Below are 20,424 nucleotides of genomic sequence, written 5' to 3' on the forward strand. Positions count from 1 at the left end.
TGCCCTGCGCTTTCACTTCCAGGCTAAGCCCTTGGCCATCAAAACGCGTCGATGTACCTGAAAACACCAAGTTCGTGGCGTTACTGCCGTCCACGTTGCTCACTGGCGTGATAACCAACGTGGGCGTGATAGGCAGTGAATGTGTACGGTCTTGCGTGCCCACATTACCCACGAGATCTTTGTACTGGTCTACAATCAGAGCCACAGTTAATTCATTGGTATCAGGCACCTGAACGTTACCCTGCCAAACTTTATTATCAGCCGTGGCAGTTAGTGAGTTGATTTGATTACCACCAAGCATGGCCGTTACTTCTTGTAATTTTTTATCAAACTCAAGGGTTACTTTTACATCTTTGCCTGTTTCCTGGTGCATTGGCGCAAATTTCACGCTAGACAGGGTTGGTAACACACCCTCAACCCCCAAAACCAAACTATCCCCTGTGCCGGGGATAGTATTTACGCTTTGATAGCTATCATCATCTACCCGTATCGTGATGGTTTTGTTCTGTTTTATTGGAGTTATGTAGTCAACAGTCCAAGTTATATTGTCTGTCGTTCTCCAAGAAGCCTGCTTCAAAATCCCGGTATCGTTGCCATCACTGGCGTTCACTTTCAAATCCAAAAATTCAAAGTTGTTGACCTCCTCGGTAAAGGTAAACAATAGCGGAATTTCAACGCCACCAGCTAATGGCATTGACGCGGTTGTCGATATCGCGAGTGCTGGAATGCTTGCGGCTTCTACTTTCTGAGCTATTAATTTATCAACTTTATGACCAACTAAATCTACCGCTGTTACTTTTAGCGAGTAGTTGCCCGGTGATAACAGGTAACGTATCAAGTATGGGTCACCGTCATTGGCGGGTTTTACTATCGACTGAGGATTAACAAGGATACCCGTCCCATTATCTGCAGTCGAAGCCACACTACTTATGTTCTTATCTGAAAGGTATGCTCTAACATTCACATAATATTGACCGTTCACAGGAGTCATCGAATCCTGACTACCAGTTATACTTGTGATAACTGGCGCTTGGTAATCAACAATCGATTCAACCCCTTGAGCATTGTAACTTCGATTGAACATGTCAAAATCAGTGATGGTCCGCCCTATAGAGTCAGTCACCGTTACTTTGTACTTATACGGTAATTGGTCATCAACGCCAAAAGTCATAGTGTCTGAGCCTTTAGCAGACACGATTTTTCCAGTAAAGCTAATCGTGCTACCTGAATTAGGAATCAAATCGATAGAATAGTGCGAAGCCTTTACGTTCGCCCCCTCATTAGACGTAATGTTGAATACCTGGCTGTTGTTGGTAAAAACAAGCTTGCCTCCTTGCAAGCTTGATATTCCATCAAAAGCCACTCCAATGGTTGGGGTACTTATATCTATATCGATTGTCTTGTTTTGAGCCCAACCAACATTATCCGTTGCTTCGACATTTACTCGAATTGAGCTTACTCCTTGTAAGTCAGTTTTTGGAAGCTCAAAATAGAGGTGTGAGCTGTCGCCAACGTCATCTTTATCGAAAACATGCTTAGGATTGCTTAACGTGTATTTAACGCTTGCAATTCCACTCCCTTCATCCCAAACCGAAAACTGGAATCTAACCAAGTTAGCATCGTCCGGAGATTCATTGAGGGTAACTGTATCGTCAATATTTGGAACGCTATTATCGACCGTTACACGGACTTCATCGCTCTTTGATTCACCCCATACATCAATAATTTGTATTCGCGGCTCAATTTTTTTGCCATCAAGCTTGTCACCTAATGGCGCGGTAAACGTAGAGCAAGAATAGTCATCCTCGCACTTAATGAAAGAAGGGCTAAAGTTCTCTGGGTTATCATTTAGATTGTATGAAGCATCATCTAGAGTCACGACGATATTTTCCAGATCATCATTTTGTCCGACCTTTACCTTGAAATTCATTTCAAGAGTCTCACCTCGAATAAAAGTATTTTCAGCAGGGCTGGTAATGGCGATTTCTAAATCGCCCCGGGCTGGAAGCAATAATTCTAACGCATGATCCGAACCCAAGTTTCCGGCGATATCAGACAAGTTCTTAATCGTGTATAAATGCTGCAACGCCCCTGGATAGAGGATATCGGCATACAACTCGGTATACGTACATGTCGTTATACCCAATTTAGAGCTACAACTTTTTGGTTCAAAAGACACATTTAATCGATTTCTTACCAATAACGGTTCGTTACCATCACTAATATCCACACCAGAAAGATTGTCTTTGAAGCTCAATGTTAAGCTCAGTACTTTCTTACCTTCGGCGTTCAAACCAACGTCATTGCCAGTAAATTGATATGTGTCTTGTTCAACCGTAGGGGCATCGATATCCATCATATTAAAGCTGAACTTATTAACAGTTTCAGTGCCATTCGTTCCGACTGTTTTAGTTATCAAAACCACAGGTGAAACAGACATATTCACATCAGTTGTAACGCTACACTTATAATTCTCTTGAGGATTAGTTATAACACCTGAATAAGCATAGTTTGGACCATCTTCCGGTACACCTTCTGATGTGTAATTTTCTCTTACCCAACATTCTAATGTTCTCGCTTTTACCTCACCCACAGGGTCAAATTCAACATTAAGGGTACTTCCCGATATATGACTTTGGAAGTCAGTCGGTTTTGCGATTGACAGAGCTACGCCTTGACGTTGCACATTGATACTTTCTGACCTTGTTGCAGACGGCCTTTCTTGTTCTGAGTTATAGCGAACATTATTATAAACTTTGAATTCCAGCTGATAGGCTCCGTCTTCAGTTAGATCTGCCTCTGTCAACCTAGCTACCCAAAGGCCATCTTTCTGAGAAAATGAGATGTTGTTGGTTTGTTCCCCATATTTATAAGTACCTTCAACTAGCGGGATCCCGCTTTCGTCTTCGGCAGCAATACTGATAATTACAGGTTCACTACGAGTAATTTGTATCTGGCCACCAACAGAAGGAACTGGCTTGCCATCATCTTCATATGTGAAGAGCACCGGATGAATAAATGGCATTGAGTTCTGAACTTTAACCGCATAATCTACGGTTGTCGTATTTCCTCTAATGTCCGAACCACCCAATCTTATTGTGCGAATTGCACTATCGCCATCGTTTACACCACCTAAAGGGATCTTCATTTCATCACCAACTAAGGTGCTTGCATCAGAGGGGTTTTCTTTAAAAGTCCAATACTCTAATGTTTCTTTGTTAACACCCTCTGACGAAGGTGTTCCCCTGTCATTTAAGTCTTGAGCAGAAAGGTTGAATACATAATTACCAAGATAGAAACTTTCCGGATCAAACCCATTTAACTTTAGTGATGGCCCTTCGCGATCTAGCAGAACAGTTCTAATTTCCGTTTCAGATTCGAACCCATATTCGTCTACAGTTTTAAGATACAAATTCGCCTTTTTATCGTCGCCAATAACAATGTTCAGACTTAGATTTTCTGTAATTTCAATGTCAAAGGGCTGCGCTGGATTTTTGGGGACAATTGAACGTATTGCAGCACCTTGACCTTGCTGCCAGAGTTCGACTTTAGATACGTCAGAATCATCAGATATAGAGTTAAGCTTCACAGTAAAGTTGGAACCAAGAACATAACTTTCACCAGAGTTATTATCTACCACCCATGGTTCAGCTAATTCGATTACAGGTCCCTTGTTGTCAACTTGGAACTCGAACTCACCGCTATTTGTACCCGATGGATAAGAGCTGTCTGTTGCTGTTACGTAGAATAGGTTTTTCTCATTATATTTGAACGCATCTGCCACCAATCTAACCTCAACGTTAGGTTGTGTACCTAGTAAATATGGTTCTGCACTTGCCGCTGGTTCTGTTTCGTAGTGTTTTAAAGTGAAGCGTCTTCCAGACTCTCGCTTCATGTCCACTTCAACCAAACTACCAGGGCTTAAGCTCCATGTTATATCTGGAACCCAACTTGAATTTCCGCCTAAATGACTAGCGGTTTTAGCCCCATTAACAACCGGACCTTTTGAATCTAGCAAAACGTTAAATTTAGGTGCATTGGTTGTCTGGCGATTAACTTTATTAGACAAATTGTCTTCAGCATTAACATAAACCGCCCAGCTTCCATCTTCGGGACTAATAATGTTGCCTTCACTACTACATTTACTCCCAGCGCACAGCTTTACCTTAAAATATTTCTCTGTATTACTTGAAAAGTGTGTACTAGCATCATAATCATGAGTAACACCCGTTGCCGAGTTATAGAACGTAAGGCCTCGCATATTCAGCTTATCACCAACGATATCGTCAATTTTGAAAGTTAATTCTTGGACATAATTGGTGTTTAAATAAACACTCTCGTCGATAGGTTGGCCGTTCCCATCGCTAGGAGAAATATACGTTGCTAAGGGAAACTCGTTATCAATGTACAATCTTACTGTGTGAGGAGCGTGCCCATTGTAGCCATAGCTATTTTGATGTTCATCCATAGCACTCGTTATAAGTGCGAATTCAACCATACCTTTAAGATCTGAAGACTCCGTATTAAGGGTAAATAAATACTCTTTTTTATAGTTATCACCACTACCTGACTCTTGAATATTCACATCAATTGGGATTCCCGCATTGGGCTTGTTTTTTTCATACCACATAGTAGAAAAAGAGGGCTGGCTCCCCGCTTTTACAACAATGCCAGACGGATCTTCCAAGACAACTCGAGAATCAACGACACCGGCCACGTAGTGCTTGTTTCCGACCCATGTTTCTCGACCATTTTCGATATTCAGGGATGGCTTAGGCGGTGATTTATCAATACTTTCACCCTCGCCCTCAATAACTGATTTGTTATTTAAATCAGGGTTAGCCATTGATATATGATCGGCGTACCTTTGAGCGAAGTTAGCTTCAACACCATATTTAACAGTCATAATGTCATAATATGACTGTGCCAAATCATGCCGATAAGAATCTGAACTAAATTCATAAGAGTCTAGAACTAGTTTTTTGCCACCACTACCAATACCATTTGCTAGACCATCATATTGCAAATCATCGTAAATGGCGGAAGCAAAATCAACAGAGCTACTCAAGAGCATATTATGCTTTTGAGTCAGATCGTAAATAGCTTCCACTAAAAATCTGTGAATATAATTATTGGACAGTTTTTCTGGAATTGAGCTTTTCAGCATCTCATTCGTTGCATATGATACGAGAATCGGATCAAACCCAAAAAAAGAGTTACTACCATTAGCTAGAGCGTTTTGGACATCGCCTAAAATTTGAGAAGCAACCTCAGGCGTTTTATTTCCAGCCTCAACTTGATTCCATTGAGAGTCAAACAACCCGGTTTGGTATGCCGATAGTTCAGTAATATAAAGTGTCTTGGAGCCATTAAGTTTAAAGTAAGCACCTAAGTTTGTGCTATTTAAGTCAACTTTCTCTGACTGTGAGTCTGGATTTTTCTGCCATTTATAGTAATAGGGCTGTGTATTACCATCAACACCGATTAAACGAACCCGCATAAAATCGTAGTTCACGACATCAGTTGTTGTATCACATCCTGCAACATCAAGAGCTTTGGTTGCTCCATTGCTTTCTATGTGTTGAATCGTGGTGCATCTACCTAACGAGGTAAATTCACCCTTGGGATTTAATCCCTCTAACAAAACATTAGCGCCAATAAAAGGAGTAACGATCGTCATCGTTGGTAAATCAAAACTGCTTCGAAAATACACATCTTGTTCGGCACTTTCATTTTCAGATTCATCAATAGTTTGAATCACTAATTTTTGGCTGGCATTTTCCGACGTTGAATCAAAATTATCGCCCAATATTTCTTTGACGAAGGGAACATAGTAGACCACTTCATTTACATGACCGTCTTCATCCGAAATACTCTCATGTGGAATGTTAGCGCTAGAAGCTACGGTATCTGTCACCTTTTGAAGCACGTAATTATTGTCATTATTTTGGCTAACGTAATATTTTACAACTAACTTAAGTTTTTCGGCACTAGCACCTAACCCGATATCGCCATTACCGTCAGATACCCTTACACGAATATATGGAATTTTATTTTCTTTTAAAAGATTTACATTGAAGTTACTAAAGTCGACACTGGGAATTGAACTTAAAATCCCTTTACTTGCGTAAAGGTAATCGATCTTCAGGTAATCACGAGTCGAGTTAACCGACTCTGATGTATACGTATCTTGCGTATAGATATCTTCTTTTGTTACTCGCTCACCATCAACACCAACATTCACGTAATTCATTGGGGCATTCTCAGGATAGCTAATCACTTGTGCCGGTACCTGATCATCACGAGCGACTTCGTGTATTTTCTTACCAATATTACCTTTGCTATCACTCGCTTTAATTTCAAATGTCGTTCGTGTTACGAACTCACTTGTTGAATATTCTTTACTGAATTCACAGATATATCCTCCACAAGCAACGACTTCATCCAAGCCACCTTTAAATGAAACAGTAACTGATTCAACCAGTTGCGAGCCTTCTTTTACAATGCCTTTAAGTACATATTCTTTGGTATTATTATTTATTGAACTGCTTGAAGTGACTTCTATTACCGGCGCATAATTGTCCCATTTGAAGTCGACGTAATGACCAGAATTACGCGTTTTAACTAGCTCATTACCCAATACATCAGTGGTATAAAAAACCAAACGTGCGGCGGTGACATTTGAAATATCAGTTTTAGGATCGATTTCCACATTGTCGATGGCTTTGGTATCTACCCTTACTTTTACGCTTGTTTCACGAAGACCCCCTTGAAAATCGTTGAACTCTATAAAACAAAAGTCACTACCCGAAGTTGTCTTATCATCACATTTATTTCCATAAGACCACTCTCCATTTAATTGGTATTCTAGATACGCGGAGACACCTTGAACGCCAATTTCATCGTTTATCTTTATATCCAGTCTATCAACCCCAGCCAACACACCGCTGTCTGTTCGAGACACTGTAGGAGCTTGGGTATCAATTGCAGTTTCATCACGAGGAGGTAAAACACCCTCGGTTCCTGTGCTAGTACCAAGCTCGTTAACTTTATTACTAAACTCAACATACTCGCCTGCATCCGTGCCTGAAACATTTAAGTTGAGATCATTGACGACAATCAGAACATGCTGAGCTAAATCGTTAGTGTAAATATCACTAGAAACTTTTTGCTGACCAAAGGTTAAAGGGGTTACGCCTCCTGACACTGCACTTATTTCCTGCCCATCTAGAAGACCATCAGCAATCACATCTCGATACTGAATATCCGCTAAATGAATCGAAGTGTAAATATCACTTTGAGTTTCACCGTATTTTTGGATTAGGTCGTTCGAAAATGAAGAATAAGCTGTTAACAAGGCGCCATATTTATGTCCTGATGTAGCAAAGCTACTTTGACCGCCTTTAGTTATGTCAATTGGTTTGGTTTCGTTAACATTGAAACCATACATATCATTTATGCTATTAATTGATTCAGATATAGCATCAGAATCAGATGAACCCTTGCCAATCTTATATTTAGTTAAGCCCGATACGATGTTCGTCAAAGGGGTTATCATTAAGCTCTGGTCACCACCTTCCTTGTAGTTAACCATGGCCTCTAAACGGAGTGTTTTTCCGTTACTAGAAGACACCGTATTTTTTGTTAGAGGGTCAGTATAACTGCCTTCTTTCGCTACGATGAAAAGTGGCATCGATGAAGATTCAAATTCAACCTTATAGTCACCAAAGGCATCGGAAGTTGTACTTGCCAGCTTCCTACCCAAGTTTCCATCCTTGTATTCGAACACCTCTATCTTTGCACCACTTACAGGGGCATCATAAACGTTACCCGAGATGCTTCCTGTATTCCTTGCTGGCGGGATATTATCACCACCACCTTCCCCACCACCACATGCGCTTAAGAAAAGCGATGTAACAATAAGACCTAATGTTGATTTGTGCGTATATTTAGTGAACATAGTATTCTGGCAGAGTATATTTTGTCGCGATTATATTATCGTCTGTAATTTTCTCAACATGACAGAATAACTACTTATAAAGTACAATTTGGCTAAATAAAAAGGTGAAAGGTTTGTTTTTTCTATCGTTGAAAAAAACACCCTACACCTTTAACCAGTCGTTACGAAGGAATTAACTAAAACAACATGATAAAAAAATGAATAAATATTATGATCTAATCCCAACTTTGACCCATTAACTGAATTTGATTGATAGATTATGTACTTTAAAAGAGAGCACCATTTAAGTCTAAATGCCTTAAAATCCGGTTATCTGATGATTTTTATCATCATCCCTCTCGCGATATTTATAGTTGTAAGCCATTCAAATATTAATAAAAAACAAATTCCTAACGTAACTAGTTCCGAAAACCGTCCGACCATAACACCTGCTCCTACATCTGAAATGGTTTCAGGTGTAGTTAAATATACTTTTATCAGTTCTGTACTATCTTCTGGTTTGACGAATAACGAATTAAAATCACTATTGAGTTTATTAGGAGACAATTTTGACATTATCAAATCAGTTAATAACGGTGATAAATTCTCAATAAAAATCCGAAACAACGGAACCAACCACGAATATGTCAGTGCTTTTTACTATTCAGGTAGTGATATAGAATTTTTCGCAATGAGAGGGGCTGATGATAATATCTACAATGAAAATGGCTATAAATTAAACAATGACTATGTATTTCCTCTTCCTCTGCATTTTCGAGTGAGTTCACCGTTCGATTTAAACAGAAAACACCCAATAACCAACCGTATTGCACCACATTTCGGAACAGATTACGCGACCCCTATTGGTACAAAAATTCGTTCACTGTCAGATGGCGTTGTTTTGAAGTCTCGCTATAACCGTTTTGCCGGAAATTACCTAACCGTGAAGCATACTGATGGAAACTACGCACGCTACCTGCACCTCTCAGAAAGACATGTTTTGACTGGAGATTTTATAACAAAAGGTCAGATAATCGGTTTGACTGGTAATTCAGGTAGAACAACTGGACCTCACTTACACTTAGAGCTGTCGGTTGCAGGAGTCCCAGTAAACTTTGAACAATATATAAAATCAGAGAAAGGCCATAGCAACCAATTCATATACATGGCTCAAACAGAACATCAACAACTAAAAAGAAAACTTGTTCAATTTATCCAATCAAATCAACCCTCAACATAGGTTTCATCCTGTTATAGCACTTGGTTTCCTTGTTTAGTCGAATCGACCTGATACGATTTAACATTCTAAAAAGACAACCGATTGTTTAAGTTTGGCATTTTCAATTGCGAATTTTTTTCTCTGTCGCTGATTTTCGCATCTTTTTGACGGCATTACGTCATCCATAGGTTTTATGGTTCATATAACGATAACTGTCGTGTAGCAGCGACACCGACTTTATCTGCTAACTTAAGCGCTTCGTCTTTGAATTCAGGAGCATGTTTGATTCGTCTTTTCTTGTCGTAATTGCTGACCTCGTTAGTCATTGTACTCACTTAACTCAGTGCCCCAAACTGCTAGTGCGGACATTGTCTTCTCAAACAAAACGCCGACGTGATAGTCGGCGTTTACGCTATAGGTATGGATGAGTGAGAGGTAGTTATTACTTTGCCAAAGCACTCAAAAACTCGGCTTCAAACTCTTCATCGGCTTCTCGGGTTAGGCACTCCACCAGCCAGTCGATGCTTTGATGGTCGAGCTTGCTGTTCACCACAAAGGCTTGCTTCACACCAAATTGATCCAGCTTGGCAGAGCCGTAGTTCTTGAATGATTTGTTGCCGTGATAATGGAGTGATTTGATCGCCTCCGTGTTAGGTTCTGGTAGGGCATCGAGCGTGTTGGCAAGTTGAATCACTAGCTCCATTGGGTTCTTAGATGATGAGATGCGATACAGAAAACCGCCCTGCACTCTTTGGCGTACCCAGTAATCAAAGCCGCTGCAATCCATCACCTTGTCGCTGACCAGTGCGGCTTCACTGCGGTAACCACACGGCTCTACGACAACCGGTGTGTGTTTGAATTCTGGTTGACCTGATGCGGCATCGGTATGAGGCAAGATCAGGTCGCATGGCTTGCTGTCTTTGGCGGTCGGGGCGTTCCAGTGGATAGGCATGAAGACTTGTTCGCGGCGCATCTCTTTGGTTACCACTAAGCGGGCTTGGCATTCGCCTTGTGCGCTGCGCACTTTCACCACTGGATTAATAGTGGTGTGGTTGAAAGCATCTAGCCAAAATTCATCTAAGCCGAACTCTTCTAAACCAAGTGCAGCAACGGTATCTGGGTGCATCGCGACAAAGGGTTCTGGTGTGTGTTCGCCTAAACCTGCGGCCAAGCCTGTACGGCTCATGGTGTGCCATTGGTCTCGGATTCGACCTGTGTTCATGATAAGTGGGAATTCAAGGCTGGTGTCGGCAATGGGTTTGTCGTGTTCGACTGCAATAAACTGCGCTTTGCCAGATTCGGTAAAGAACTCGCCAGTGGTGAACATACGTTGCTCAATGATCTCTGTTTGATATTTTAGCACTGGCCATTGCTGTGGAGTGAGTTCGCCATAGCCTTTCTCATCCAGTTGCGTGAGTCCAATTAAACATAAGTCACGCGCTTTGCCTGTTTCATTGCCGAGCGCTGTCATCTCGCAATATTCTTTAAAGATCTCGCCTTCGTGACGGTAATCAAACTGCTCTTTGAATCCCATTTTTTGCGCCACTTCTTTTAATATCCACCAATCAGGTTTGGCTTCCCCTGGGCTTGGTAATATACGGCGTTGGCGTGAGATTCGACGCTCAGAGTTGGTTACGGTGCCCGACTTCTCGCTCCACCCTTGCGCGGGCAGCACCACATCGGCCAAGCGAGTGGTTTCAGTATCGGCAATGCAATCCGACACCACCACAAACGGGCACTTCTCTAATGCGGTTTTGATCTTTTCACTGTCAGGCAGGCTTACGACTGGGTTGGTTGCCATGATCCACACCGCTTTGATTTTGCCTTCATTCATGGCACCAAACAGGTCGATCGCTTTTAAACCCGCATGTGTGGCTAAGCTGTCGGTTTGCCAGAACTCGCTCACCGTTTGGTGTGATTGCGGATCACCAAACTCAAAGTGCGCCGCTAAGGTATTGGCTAGGCCGCCCACCTCACGCCCACCCATTGCGTTCGGCTGACCCGTTACAGAGAATGGCCCCACGCCCGGCTTGCCAATTTTCCCAGTGGCTAAATGGCAATTAATAATGGCATTTACCTTATCACACCCTTGTGTGGATTGATTTACGCCTTGGGAATAGATGGTGAGCACCTTCTCGTTAGATGCAAACAAACTGGTAGAACTGTTCAAGTTGCTGTTCAGTAAGCCCTGTTAGCTCAGGAACGCTTTTGTCGCACTTACTTGATTCGGTATAACGATAATGACTTGCAGAACGAATCGCTTCAGTAAAGCCTTGAGTGTGGTTTTCTATATAGTCTGAATCTAGCTTGTCGTTATCGTCGAGGTAACCCAATAAACCGTTAAACAGCGCCACGTCTGAGCCGGATTCTAGCGCCAAGTGCATGTCGGCAATTTCACAGGTATCGGTATAACGAGGGTCGATGACGATAACTTTCAATTCAGGGTTGGCTTGTTTCGCGGCTCTTAATCTTTGGAAAAGTACCGGGTGACACCATGCTAAGTTGGAACCTGTAATCACAACTAGTTCGGCTTGCTCGAGATCTTCGTAGCACACCGGTACTGTGTCTGCGCCAAATGCACGCTTATGCCCGACCACGGTTGAAGCCATGCAAAGGCGAGAGTTACTGTCGATGTTGCCACTGCCGATGAAGCCTTTCATCAATTTATTGGCAACATAATAGTCTTCAGTAAGCAGCTGACCAGAAACATAGAACGCAACCGAATCGGCTCCAAATTCTTCAATCGTTTGATTGAATTTGTCTGCAACCAACTGAGTGGCACTGTTCCAATCCAGCTCTTGTTTTTGCTCATTCTGAATATGAGCAGGCTGTGTTAGGCGCCCTAAAGGCGTGACAGTATCACCAAGCGCAATCCCTTTAGTACATAGCTTCCCATAGTTTGATGGATGATCTTTATCACCACGTACTTCTAGTTTTCCTAACGATGTCGGTCTCGCTTCTATTCCACACCCTACACCACAATAAGCACAGGTTGATTTTATCCAACCGCTGTTTGAATCGGTCATCCGTTTCTCGCTCAATTATCCATAATTGTAATAACTCAAACCAAGCAAATAACACGCCACTTAATACCAGTCGACAAAAATGAAATATTTAACATTAAAAACAATCACTTAATAAATAACAAAATATCAATACTGAATAGAATTCAAATTAACCAAGATAGAAACTTAATTTTTGCACCATCTTGCGGAAAGCTGCACCACAAACGCTCATTTATGTAAATCTAACAAAAAATTTACATACCACTTTAGGGGTAATTACGTGTCACTGCTAAATTTTAAACCACTGAAAAATATAAATTAAATTTTATTTAAATGAACAACCTGCAATCTGGCACCCTCCTTGCTCCACTAGAAACCAAGACTTAGAAAAAACATTTTTGTTTTCCTTGATGATTATGAATTGAGTGGAATCTCAACCCGGTATTCCTCTGCTAACGACTAGAAATTAGATGCTAGTGATGGTGACGCCGAGAATAAGGAATGGATTATGAGCAAGAAGAAAATCGTCGTTGTGGGTAACGGCATGGTTGGACACAAATTTATCGACAATATCCTGCAATCAGACAGTGATGAGTTTGATGTGGTTACTTTTAGTGAAGAGCCAAGGTTGGCCTACGACCGAGTTCAGCTGACTGCTTACTTCAAGCGCGGAAATGCTGATGACTTGGCATTAACCAGCGAAGAATATTACCAAAGCAATGGCGTCAATTACCTTCTCAACGAGAAAGTCGCTCAACTAGATACCGAAAATAAGTGCGTTGTGACTGAATCGGGACATACCGAGAGTTATGACACCTTGATTCTGGCGACCGGTTCATTCCCTTTTGTTCCCCCTATTCCCGGTAACGACCAAGAGCACTGCCACGTTTATCGCACCATCGAAGATCTAGACGCCATTGAACTATCTAGCAAAGGCAGCAAATCTGGCGTGGTGATTGGTGGTGGCCTGCTTGGCTTAGAAGCCGCAAACGCAGTCAAAAACCTAGGCTTGGAAACCCATGTAGTGGAATTCGCACCTCGCCTGATGGCCGTACAGTTAGATGATGGTGGCGGTGCGCTTTTACGCAGAAAAATTGAAGACCTTGGCGTGCAAGTTCACACCGAGAAGGCAACCTCAGAAATAGTCGCGGGTGAGAACGCTCGCTACAGAATGAACTTCGCCGACGGCACCCATCTTGAAACCGATATGATCGTGTTCTCTGCGGGTATTCGCCCTCAAGATGCGCTGGCTCGCAGCTCTGATATCGCCATTGGTGAACGTGGTGGCATCGTGATTAACGATCATTGCCAAACCAACATCGACAATGTGTATGCGATTGGTGAATGTGCCCTTTGGGACAACAAGATCTTCGGCTTAGTGGCACCCGGTTATTCCATGGCGAAAGTCGCGGCTGCGCATATCGTCTCCGGCGGAACGAGCGACGCTGCGTTTACTGGTGCCGACATGAGTACCAAGCTCAAATTGCTGGGTGTTGATGTAGCGAGTATTGGCGAAGTACACGGCCAAACAGAAGGCGCTCAATCGTATACCTATAACGATGAAATTGAACAAGTTTACAAACGCCTGATCATATCGGCTGATGGTAAGAAGATTGTCGGTGCGGTACTAGTTGGTGATGCAGAGGCTTACGGTTCGCTACTGCAAATCAAGCAAAATGACATGCCTCTTCCTGAAAACCCATCGGTATTGATTTTACCTAACGTGGCCGATGATTCAGGTTCGGCAATGGGTGTTGAAGCTCTGCCTGATAGCGCTGTGATCTGTTCATGTTTCGATGTGACCAAAGGTGACATTAAAGACGCGGTATCTGCTGGCTGCACCACCATGGCGGCACTGAAAGAAACCACCAATGCTTCAACAGGTTGTGGCGGTTGTTCTGCCCTTGCTAAACAGGTTCTCGATAGTGAGCTGAGTAACCTAGGTGTCGAGGTTTCTAACGATATCTGTGAGCACTTTGCCTATTCTCGCCAAGAGCTTACCGACATCATCCGCGTCAACAAGATTAAGACCTTCGATGAGTTGTTAGATTCTCACGGAAACGGATTAGGTTGTACCGTGTGTAAGCCAGCAATCGGTTCAATTTTGGCATCTTACTGGAACGATTACATCCTCGAAGATCAACACATCGAACTGCAAGACACCAACGACATTTACCTCGGCAACATGCAAAAAGACGGCACCTACTCTGTGGTTCCGCGTATTGCTGGCGGAGAAATCACACCCGACAAGCTGATCGTTTTAGGCGAAGTCGCAAAAGAGTTCGACCTATACACCAAGATCACCGGTGGTCAGCGTGTCGATTTGTTTGGCGCGCAACTTAACGAACTGCCAATCATCTGGAAAAAACTCATCGATGCTGGTTTTGAAACTGGCCACGCTTACGGTAAATCGGTACGTACCGTGAAATCGTGTGTGGGTAGCACTTGGTGTCGATACGGCGTAGACGACAGTGTTGGCTTAGCAATTCGACTAGAAAACCGCTACAAAGGCTTACGCTCACCCCACAAGATCAAGTTTGCGGTTTCTGGCTGTACTCGTGAATGTGCAGAAGCCCAATCGAAAGACTTTGGCATTATCGCTACCGACAAAGGTTGGAACCTCTACATCTGTGGTAACGGCGGTATGCGCCCTCGTCATGGTGACCTTTTTGCTACCGACCTTGATGAAACCACTCTTCTGCAATACATCGACCGCATTCTGATGTTCTACACACGTACCGCAGACCGCCTACAACGCACATCAGTATGGATGGAAAACCTTGAAGGCGGCATTGAATATCTCAAACAAGTCGTGATTGAAGACAAGCTCAATGTTGCTGAAGAACTTGAGGCCGATATCGCCCTCAACATCGAAAAATACCAGTGTGAATGGAAAACCACCATCGAAAACCCTGAAAAGATGAAACGCTTCCAGCACTACATCAACAGCGAAGAAATGGACACTAGCCTGTCATTCATCAAAGAACGAGAACAGCGTTTTCCTAAGCCGAGCTTGAGCTCTTCTTCCGATACACAACGCGATGAAAAGCTAGCTAAGGCAGACCAAATCGAAGTGACGGAAGTTTCGTAAGCCGAATTGCTGGTGGGTGAATCAGTAACAACTAAACCCAATAGCGATAGTCGACAGTGGCGCAGCCCAAGAAAACTGCTGTCGGCTATCACCCTAATTGAATTGATTATTAATTTTATGTTTTGACTAGGAGAAAGTCATGGAAAATTGGACAACCGTATGTAGCACCCGGGACTTAACCCCAAATGGTGGGATTTGCGCCAAAGTAGACGATAACCAAGTGGCTATTTTTTACTGCAAACGCAGCGACACGCTTTATGGGCTCTCTAATTACGACCCTATCGGCAAGGCGAATGTGATGTCACGTGGTATCATTGGTTCATTAAGCGGTGAGCCTTACGTCGCCTCACCCTTATACAAGCAGCATTACCACTTAGAAACTGGCACGTGCCTTGAACAACCTGAACTCAAGCTCGTGAAATTTGAAGTTCGCAAGCAAGGAGAGCAGGTTCAGGTTCTCGCACCGCTTGCTATTGCCAGTTAACTAAACGCCGACATCATCATGTAAACGCTTTATCAGCGTGAGCAATTTCGGCACAGGGTTTAGCCACATTAATGCGTTCGAATCTCGGAAGTAACGCACAAGCTAAAGCCGGGTAATCTTCCAGATTTAAAGGATTTAAACCATGGATAACACAAAATTTTCGCTGCTTTCATTTACGGGTAAGATGAAAACCTTACACCTCAGTTGGATGGCCTTTTTTATCACCTTTGTCGTGTGGTTCAACTTTGCCCCACTACTGCAAATGGTGAAAACCTCGCTTGGCCTTTCAACTGAGAAAATCAAAACACTCCTTATTCTCAACGTTGCATTGACCATTCCTGCACGTGTCGCGATTGGTATGTTAACCGACCGATACGGCCCAAGATTGGTCTACTCTTCGCTACTCGCGGTCTGTTCAATCCCTTGTTTTATGTTTGCTATGGCAGACTCTTTCATTCAAGCGGCAATTGCTCGTTTCCTATTAGGCTTTATCGGTGCAGGCTTCGTTGTCGGTATTCGTCTAGTGTCTGAGTGGTTCCCACACAATGAACTGGGTACAGCTGAAGGTATTTACGGCGGCTGGGGTAACTTCGGTTCAGCAGCGGCAGCATTCACGCTTCCAACTCTCGCTCTAGCATTTGGTGGTGAAGATGGTTGGCGTTATGCGGTCGGTATTACTGGCCTTATGAGCTTAGCGTTCTCGTTTATCTTCTACAAAAATGTAACGGATACACCAAAAGGTTCGACTTACTTCAAACCTGCTCAAGTAACGGCAATGGAAGTGACATCAAAGGGTGACTTTTTCTTCCTACTCATTATGAAGATCCCGATGTATGCCGCTTTAGCACTACTGACATGGAAGCTATCACCAAGCAACATCAACATGTTGTCTGACATGGCGGTTAACTCGGTTTACGCAGGTTTAGCCGCACTTTACGTGTACGAAGTGTCGCAAGTTTGGAAGGTAAATAAGAACGTATTTAAAGAAGAAGTGCCAGAGATTCACCAGTACAAATTCAAGCAAGTAGCTGTACTTAACGTATTGTACTTCGCGACCTTTGGTTCTGAATTGGCTGTTGTTTCAATGCTGCCTTTGTTCTTCTCTGAAACCTTTGAATTAACACCCGTTCTTGCAGGTATGGTTGCATCGGCTTATGCCTTTATGAACCTAATGTCTCGCCCAGGTGGTGGTTGGATTTCAGATAAATTCGGTCGTAAACCAACACTGCTTATTCTGACGATTGGTCTTGCTGTCGGTTACTTTGCAATGGGTCAAGTAGACAGCACATGGCCAGTATGGCTAGCGGTTGTTGCTGCGATGGCGTGTTCTTTCTTCGTACAAGCCGGTGAAGGTGCGGTGTTTGCGACAGTACCTCTGATTAAACGTCGTATGACAGGTCAAATTGCAGGTATGACGGGTGCTTACGGTAACGTGGGTGCGGTGGTTTACCTAACTGTGCTTTCATTCGTAAGTTACCAAACCTTCTTCTTAGTGATTGCAGGAACAGCGGTACTAGGCTTCGTTACTCTGATGTTCATGGAAGAGCCCAACGGTCAAATCGCCGAAGTGAATGACGACGGCAGTGTCACGCTGATTAATGTTTCAAATTAGTCTCAGTGCTATGAAGCATTGATATTATTGAATCGGGAGTGGTACCAAGGTGTGTTTCACCACTTTGGGACTACGTTCAAAGGCTCTAGGTTCACTAGGGCTTTTGTTCTTCCTCAGATGTGCTCTCAAGCAAATGAGAAGACAGCCAGTTAAGAAGAAGACCAGTTATGACAATTTCATTCAGCCAAGGGCAAGTCGTCACGCCGGAATCAAACAATCAGCTAACACTTAAGTTTGGTGGGTATTCGAATAAAGGCATACGTGATGAAAACCAAGACGCCATCATTGTAAAACACCCGAAGACTCGTGCTGAGCAAGAGTTGAAAGGCAGTGTCGTATGCATAGCAGACGGCGCGAGTTGCAGTGAACACGGCCAAAAAGCCAGTCACACCAGCGTGATGCAGTTTATCGACGACTATTACGCCACGCCAAATAGCTGGAGCATTCAGCGCTCGGCTCAAAAGGTCTTAACGTCCCTCAACTCTTGGCTGTTCAACACGTCTGTTTCTAATATTCATCCCGCACAACAAGTTAACCACAATGCGCTCGTTTCCACCTTTAGCAGCGTGATATTGAAATCGAACACCGCACATATATTCCATGTCGGTGATAGCCGAATTTACCTATTAAGAGATGGTGAACTACGCCAACTTACTCGCGACCACACCCGTAAAAATATGGGGCAGAAGCATTATCTAACACGTGCCTTAGGCATGGACAACCAACTCAACGTTGACTATCAAACCCTGCCTATCAAGAAAGGCGACTGCTTTATCCTGACCTCTGACGGCGTGCATGGATTTGTTGCTCCCAATACTTTCAAAGAACACATCGATAAGCCTGGAGCGGATTTCGAATACGCCGCACAAACGATCTGTAACACCGCTTTAAGCCACAACAGTTCAGACAACGTAAGCTGCTTGATTGTCCAAGTCAGTCACCTACCTAAACCTTCGCTGATTGAATTCCATGAGAAACTGGCTAAACGCGCGATTCCACCGGCGCTAAAACTTGGCCAAAGCATCGATAACTTTATGGTCCTTGAGGTGCTGTATGCAGGTTCAAGAAGCCATGTCTATCGTGTGATGCAGAAAGAGACACAAACCGAGTTCGTGTTAAAAGTCCCTTCCGTTCAATATCACGATAGCCCGTCGCAACTCCGAGCTTTCTTTAATGAACAATGGGCGGGGATCTTGCTAAACAATAAGAAGGTAATGAAGGTCTACCCAACGCCAGAGAACTCGCAATTCTTATATCAAATCTGCGAATGGGTTGAAGGCATCACGCTAAGACAATGGATGTACGACAATCCAAAACCGTCACTCAATGAAGTACGCGACATACTAGAAAAAATCACACAAGGTATTCGAGTATTACAACGCGCAGACATGGTGCACCGAGATTTAAAGCCCGAGAACATTATGCTTCAACATGATGGTGAGATAAAAATCATCGACCTTGGCGCTATATTAGTCAGAGGACTTGAAGAGGGAGAGCTCGCAGACAAAGACGACATTCCATTAGGTGCGGTCAATTACATTGCACCCGAGACCATCAAACATAACACCGCGACCACCAACTCAGATTTGTTCTCTATCGCTGTGATCGGCTATGAGATGCTAACTGGTGAATTGCCCTACTCTGAAATGACCGCACAATCACTTAAGCAATCTCGTCATCATCAGTGGGAATACCAACCCATCACTCAAAAACGAACTGACTTACCAAGCTGGGTGGATTTGGTGTTACAAAAAGCCTGCGCCGAATCGCCGAGCGAGCGTCATCAAGTGTTGGGGGATTTTGTGGCAGACCTTTACACGCCAAACCAAAGTTTGGTGAAAAGCAAAGCCAAGCAACCTTTGATAAACCGAAATCCAATCCAGTTTTGGAAGGTGTTGGCTTTGTTGCTCGGCATTGTTGCCATTGTAGAGTTGGGCTTATTGCTTGGTTCGAGTTAACTCCAAGTTCGAGTTAATTACAGGTTCGAGTTAACTCCAAGTTCGAGCTAAGTGTCCAAGTTCGAGCTAAGTGTCCAAGTCTAACCTAGCTTGTTTAAACTAACTGGAATTAGCCTCGTCTCACTAAACTTCTCGGCACGAGTTCAATACCCGCTTGGTAACGCTTAGCGGATGCATTTAACGCCAAAGCAAAAGCGCTGTCGGCAATTACTTCAAACTGCTGCGGCAGTGAATGGACTTTAAAAGGCAAGAAGTCGAGCAGTCGGTTATCACCAAAGGTTGCCAGTTTTACTTGATTAATCAGCTCTGGTTTTTCAACCATTACATCCAACACACCCTCTAACAAGGTGTAAGACATAGTCACAATCGCATCAGGAACCGTGCCTTTTGCAATCCAACCCTCAAAAACCTCGCGCCCTGATTCTCGGTCAAAGTGCTCGCCATAACCCACTACCATCGGCTTGTTTTCTGTTAGCCCTGTTTGTTGAGTATGTGCTTTATTTGCCGCTTCAAAACCGAGCTGACGTTCACGTGAAATGTTCAGATCAGGCAGTGCACCAATCAAACCAACACTATGAATACTGTCATCAAGAATCGAATGCGTCAGTTCAAATGCAGCTTCGAAATCTTCACTGATCACACAGGCAAAGTGCTCATCATCTAAAGGACGGTCAATCGCGATGACTGGTGTGCCTGAGTTTTGTAGCTTCAAGTAAAACTCATTGGCGTCTGGCATTGAGCTCGCCACCAGCAAGGCATCAATACGACGGCTTACCAAGGCTTCAGCGACCTTTCGCTCGGTTTCAGCGTCATCATCTGAGCAACCAATCAAAATCTGATAGCCCACTTTACGTGAGTTCTGCTCGATCAGTTTTGCTAAACGCGCGTAACTGCTGTTTTCCAGATCGGGAATAATCAAACCAAATGAACGGCTATTACCAGCGCGCAGCGAGGAAGCAGCATGGTCTGGTCGGTAGTTATACTCTTCCACCACTGCCATTACTTTCTGCTGAGTCTTTTCACTGATTCTGTATTTCTGCGCCTTGCCATTAATCACATAGCTGGCTGTCGTTTTCGACACACCGGCTAGTTTGGCAATCTCATCTAGTGTCATAT

General features: G+C 43.4%; 7 protein-coding genes and 2 pseudogenes. 5 read left to right on the top strand and 4 right to left on the bottom strand.

What is annotated here, in order from left to right:
• Window positions 1-7,960 (bottom strand): hypothetical protein (locus ACED28_RS19000; RefSeq protein WP_371710468.1); only part of this gene is annotated, 7,960 nt, incomplete at its 3' end.
• 259 nt (window positions 7,961-8,219) lie between these two features.
• On the opposite strand from ACED28_RS19000, the gene ACED28_RS19005 reads away from it, so the two are divergent.
• Window positions 8,220-9,179 carry a peptidoglycan DD-metalloendopeptidase family protein gene (locus ACED28_RS19005; RefSeq protein WP_371710469.1) on the top strand — a complete coding sequence of 320 codons (960 nt, stop codon included), beginning with the start codon at window positions 8,220-8,222 and terminating at the stop codon, window positions 9,177-9,179.
• 176 nt (window positions 9,180-9,355) lie between these two features.
• Here ACED28_RS19005 and ACED28_RS19010 read toward each other — a convergent pair.
• Together ACED28_RS19010 and ACED28_RS19015 are read right to left on the bottom strand one after the other, a co-directional pair.
• Window positions 9,356-9,484: pseudogene (locus ACED28_RS19010) on the bottom strand (IS3 family transposase); the annotation flags it as partial.
• A 116-nt stretch (window positions 9,485-9,600) separates the two neighbouring features.
• Window positions 9,601-12,199: pseudogene (locus tag ACED28_RS19015) on the bottom strand (molybdopterin oxidoreductase family protein).
• A gap of 472 nt (window positions 12,200-12,671) precedes the next feature.
• Here ACED28_RS19015 and nirB point away from each other — a divergent pair.
• The 4 genes from nirB (at window position 12,672) to ACED28_RS19035 (ending at window position 19,308) form a co-directional block, all read left to right on the top strand.
• Entirely contained in the window at window positions 12,672-15,254 is a 2,583-nt protein-coding gene (nirB, locus tag ACED28_RS19020) for a nitrite reductase large subunit NirB (protein WP_371710470.1), read from the top strand.
• Between the two features lie 139 nt (window positions 15,255-15,393).
• Entirely contained in the window at window positions 15,394-15,738 is a 345-nt protein-coding gene (nirD, locus tag ACED28_RS19025) for a nitrite reductase small subunit NirD (RefSeq protein WP_065679434.1), read from the top strand.
• Window positions 15,739-15,880: 142 nt separating this feature from the next.
• Complete coding sequence (locus ACED28_RS19030; protein WP_371710471.1) at window positions 15,881-17,350, top strand: NarK family nitrate/nitrite MFS transporter; 1,470 nt, start codon at window positions 15,881-15,883, stop codon at window positions 17,348-17,350.
• A 167-nt stretch (window positions 17,351-17,517) separates the two neighbouring features.
• Window positions 17,518-19,308 carry a protein kinase gene (locus tag ACED28_RS19035; RefSeq protein WP_371710472.1) on the top strand — a complete coding sequence of 597 codons (1,791 nt, stop codon included), beginning with the start codon at window positions 17,518-17,520 and terminating at the stop codon, window positions 19,306-19,308.
• A gap of 109 nt (window positions 19,309-19,417) precedes the next feature.
• Here ACED28_RS19035 and cra read toward each other — a convergent pair whose 3' ends face one another.
• Window positions 19,418-20,422 carry a catabolite repressor/activator gene (gene cra / locus ACED28_RS19040; RefSeq protein WP_371710473.1) on the bottom strand — a complete coding sequence of 335 codons (1,005 nt, stop codon included), beginning with the start codon at window positions 20,420-20,422 and terminating at the stop codon, window positions 19,418-19,420.
• Between the last annotated feature and the right edge of the window lie 2 nt (window positions 20,423-20,424).

This window comes from Vibrio sp. 1F253 (genome assembly GCF_041439295.1).
GTDB lineage: Bacteria > Pseudomonadota > Gammaproteobacteria > Enterobacterales > Vibrionaceae > Vibrio > Vibrio tasmaniensis_A.

Bases quoted from the DNA above. Each gene is read 5' to 3' on its own strand.
- ACED28_RS19005 (WP_371710469.1), top strand. From the start codon at position 8,220: ATGTACTTTAAAAGAGAGCACCATTTAAGTCTAAATGCCTTAAAATCC.
- nirB (WP_371710470.1), top strand. From the start codon at position 12,672: ATGAGCAAGAAGAAAATCGTCGTTGTGGGTAACGGCATGGTTGGACAC.
- nirD (WP_065679434.1), top strand. From the start codon at position 15,394: ATGGAAAATTGGACAACCGTATGTAGCACCCGGGACTTAACCCCAAAT.
- ACED28_RS19030 (WP_371710471.1), top strand. From the start codon at position 15,881: ATGGATAACACAAAATTTTCGCTGCTTTCATTTACGGGTAAGATGAAA.
- ACED28_RS19035 (WP_371710472.1), top strand. From the start codon at position 17,518: ATGACAATTTCATTCAGCCAAGGGCAAGTCGTCACGCCGGAATCAAAC.
- cra (WP_371710473.1), bottom strand. From the start codon at position 20,422: ATGACACTAGATGAGATTGCCAAACTAGCCGGTGTGTCGAAAACGACA.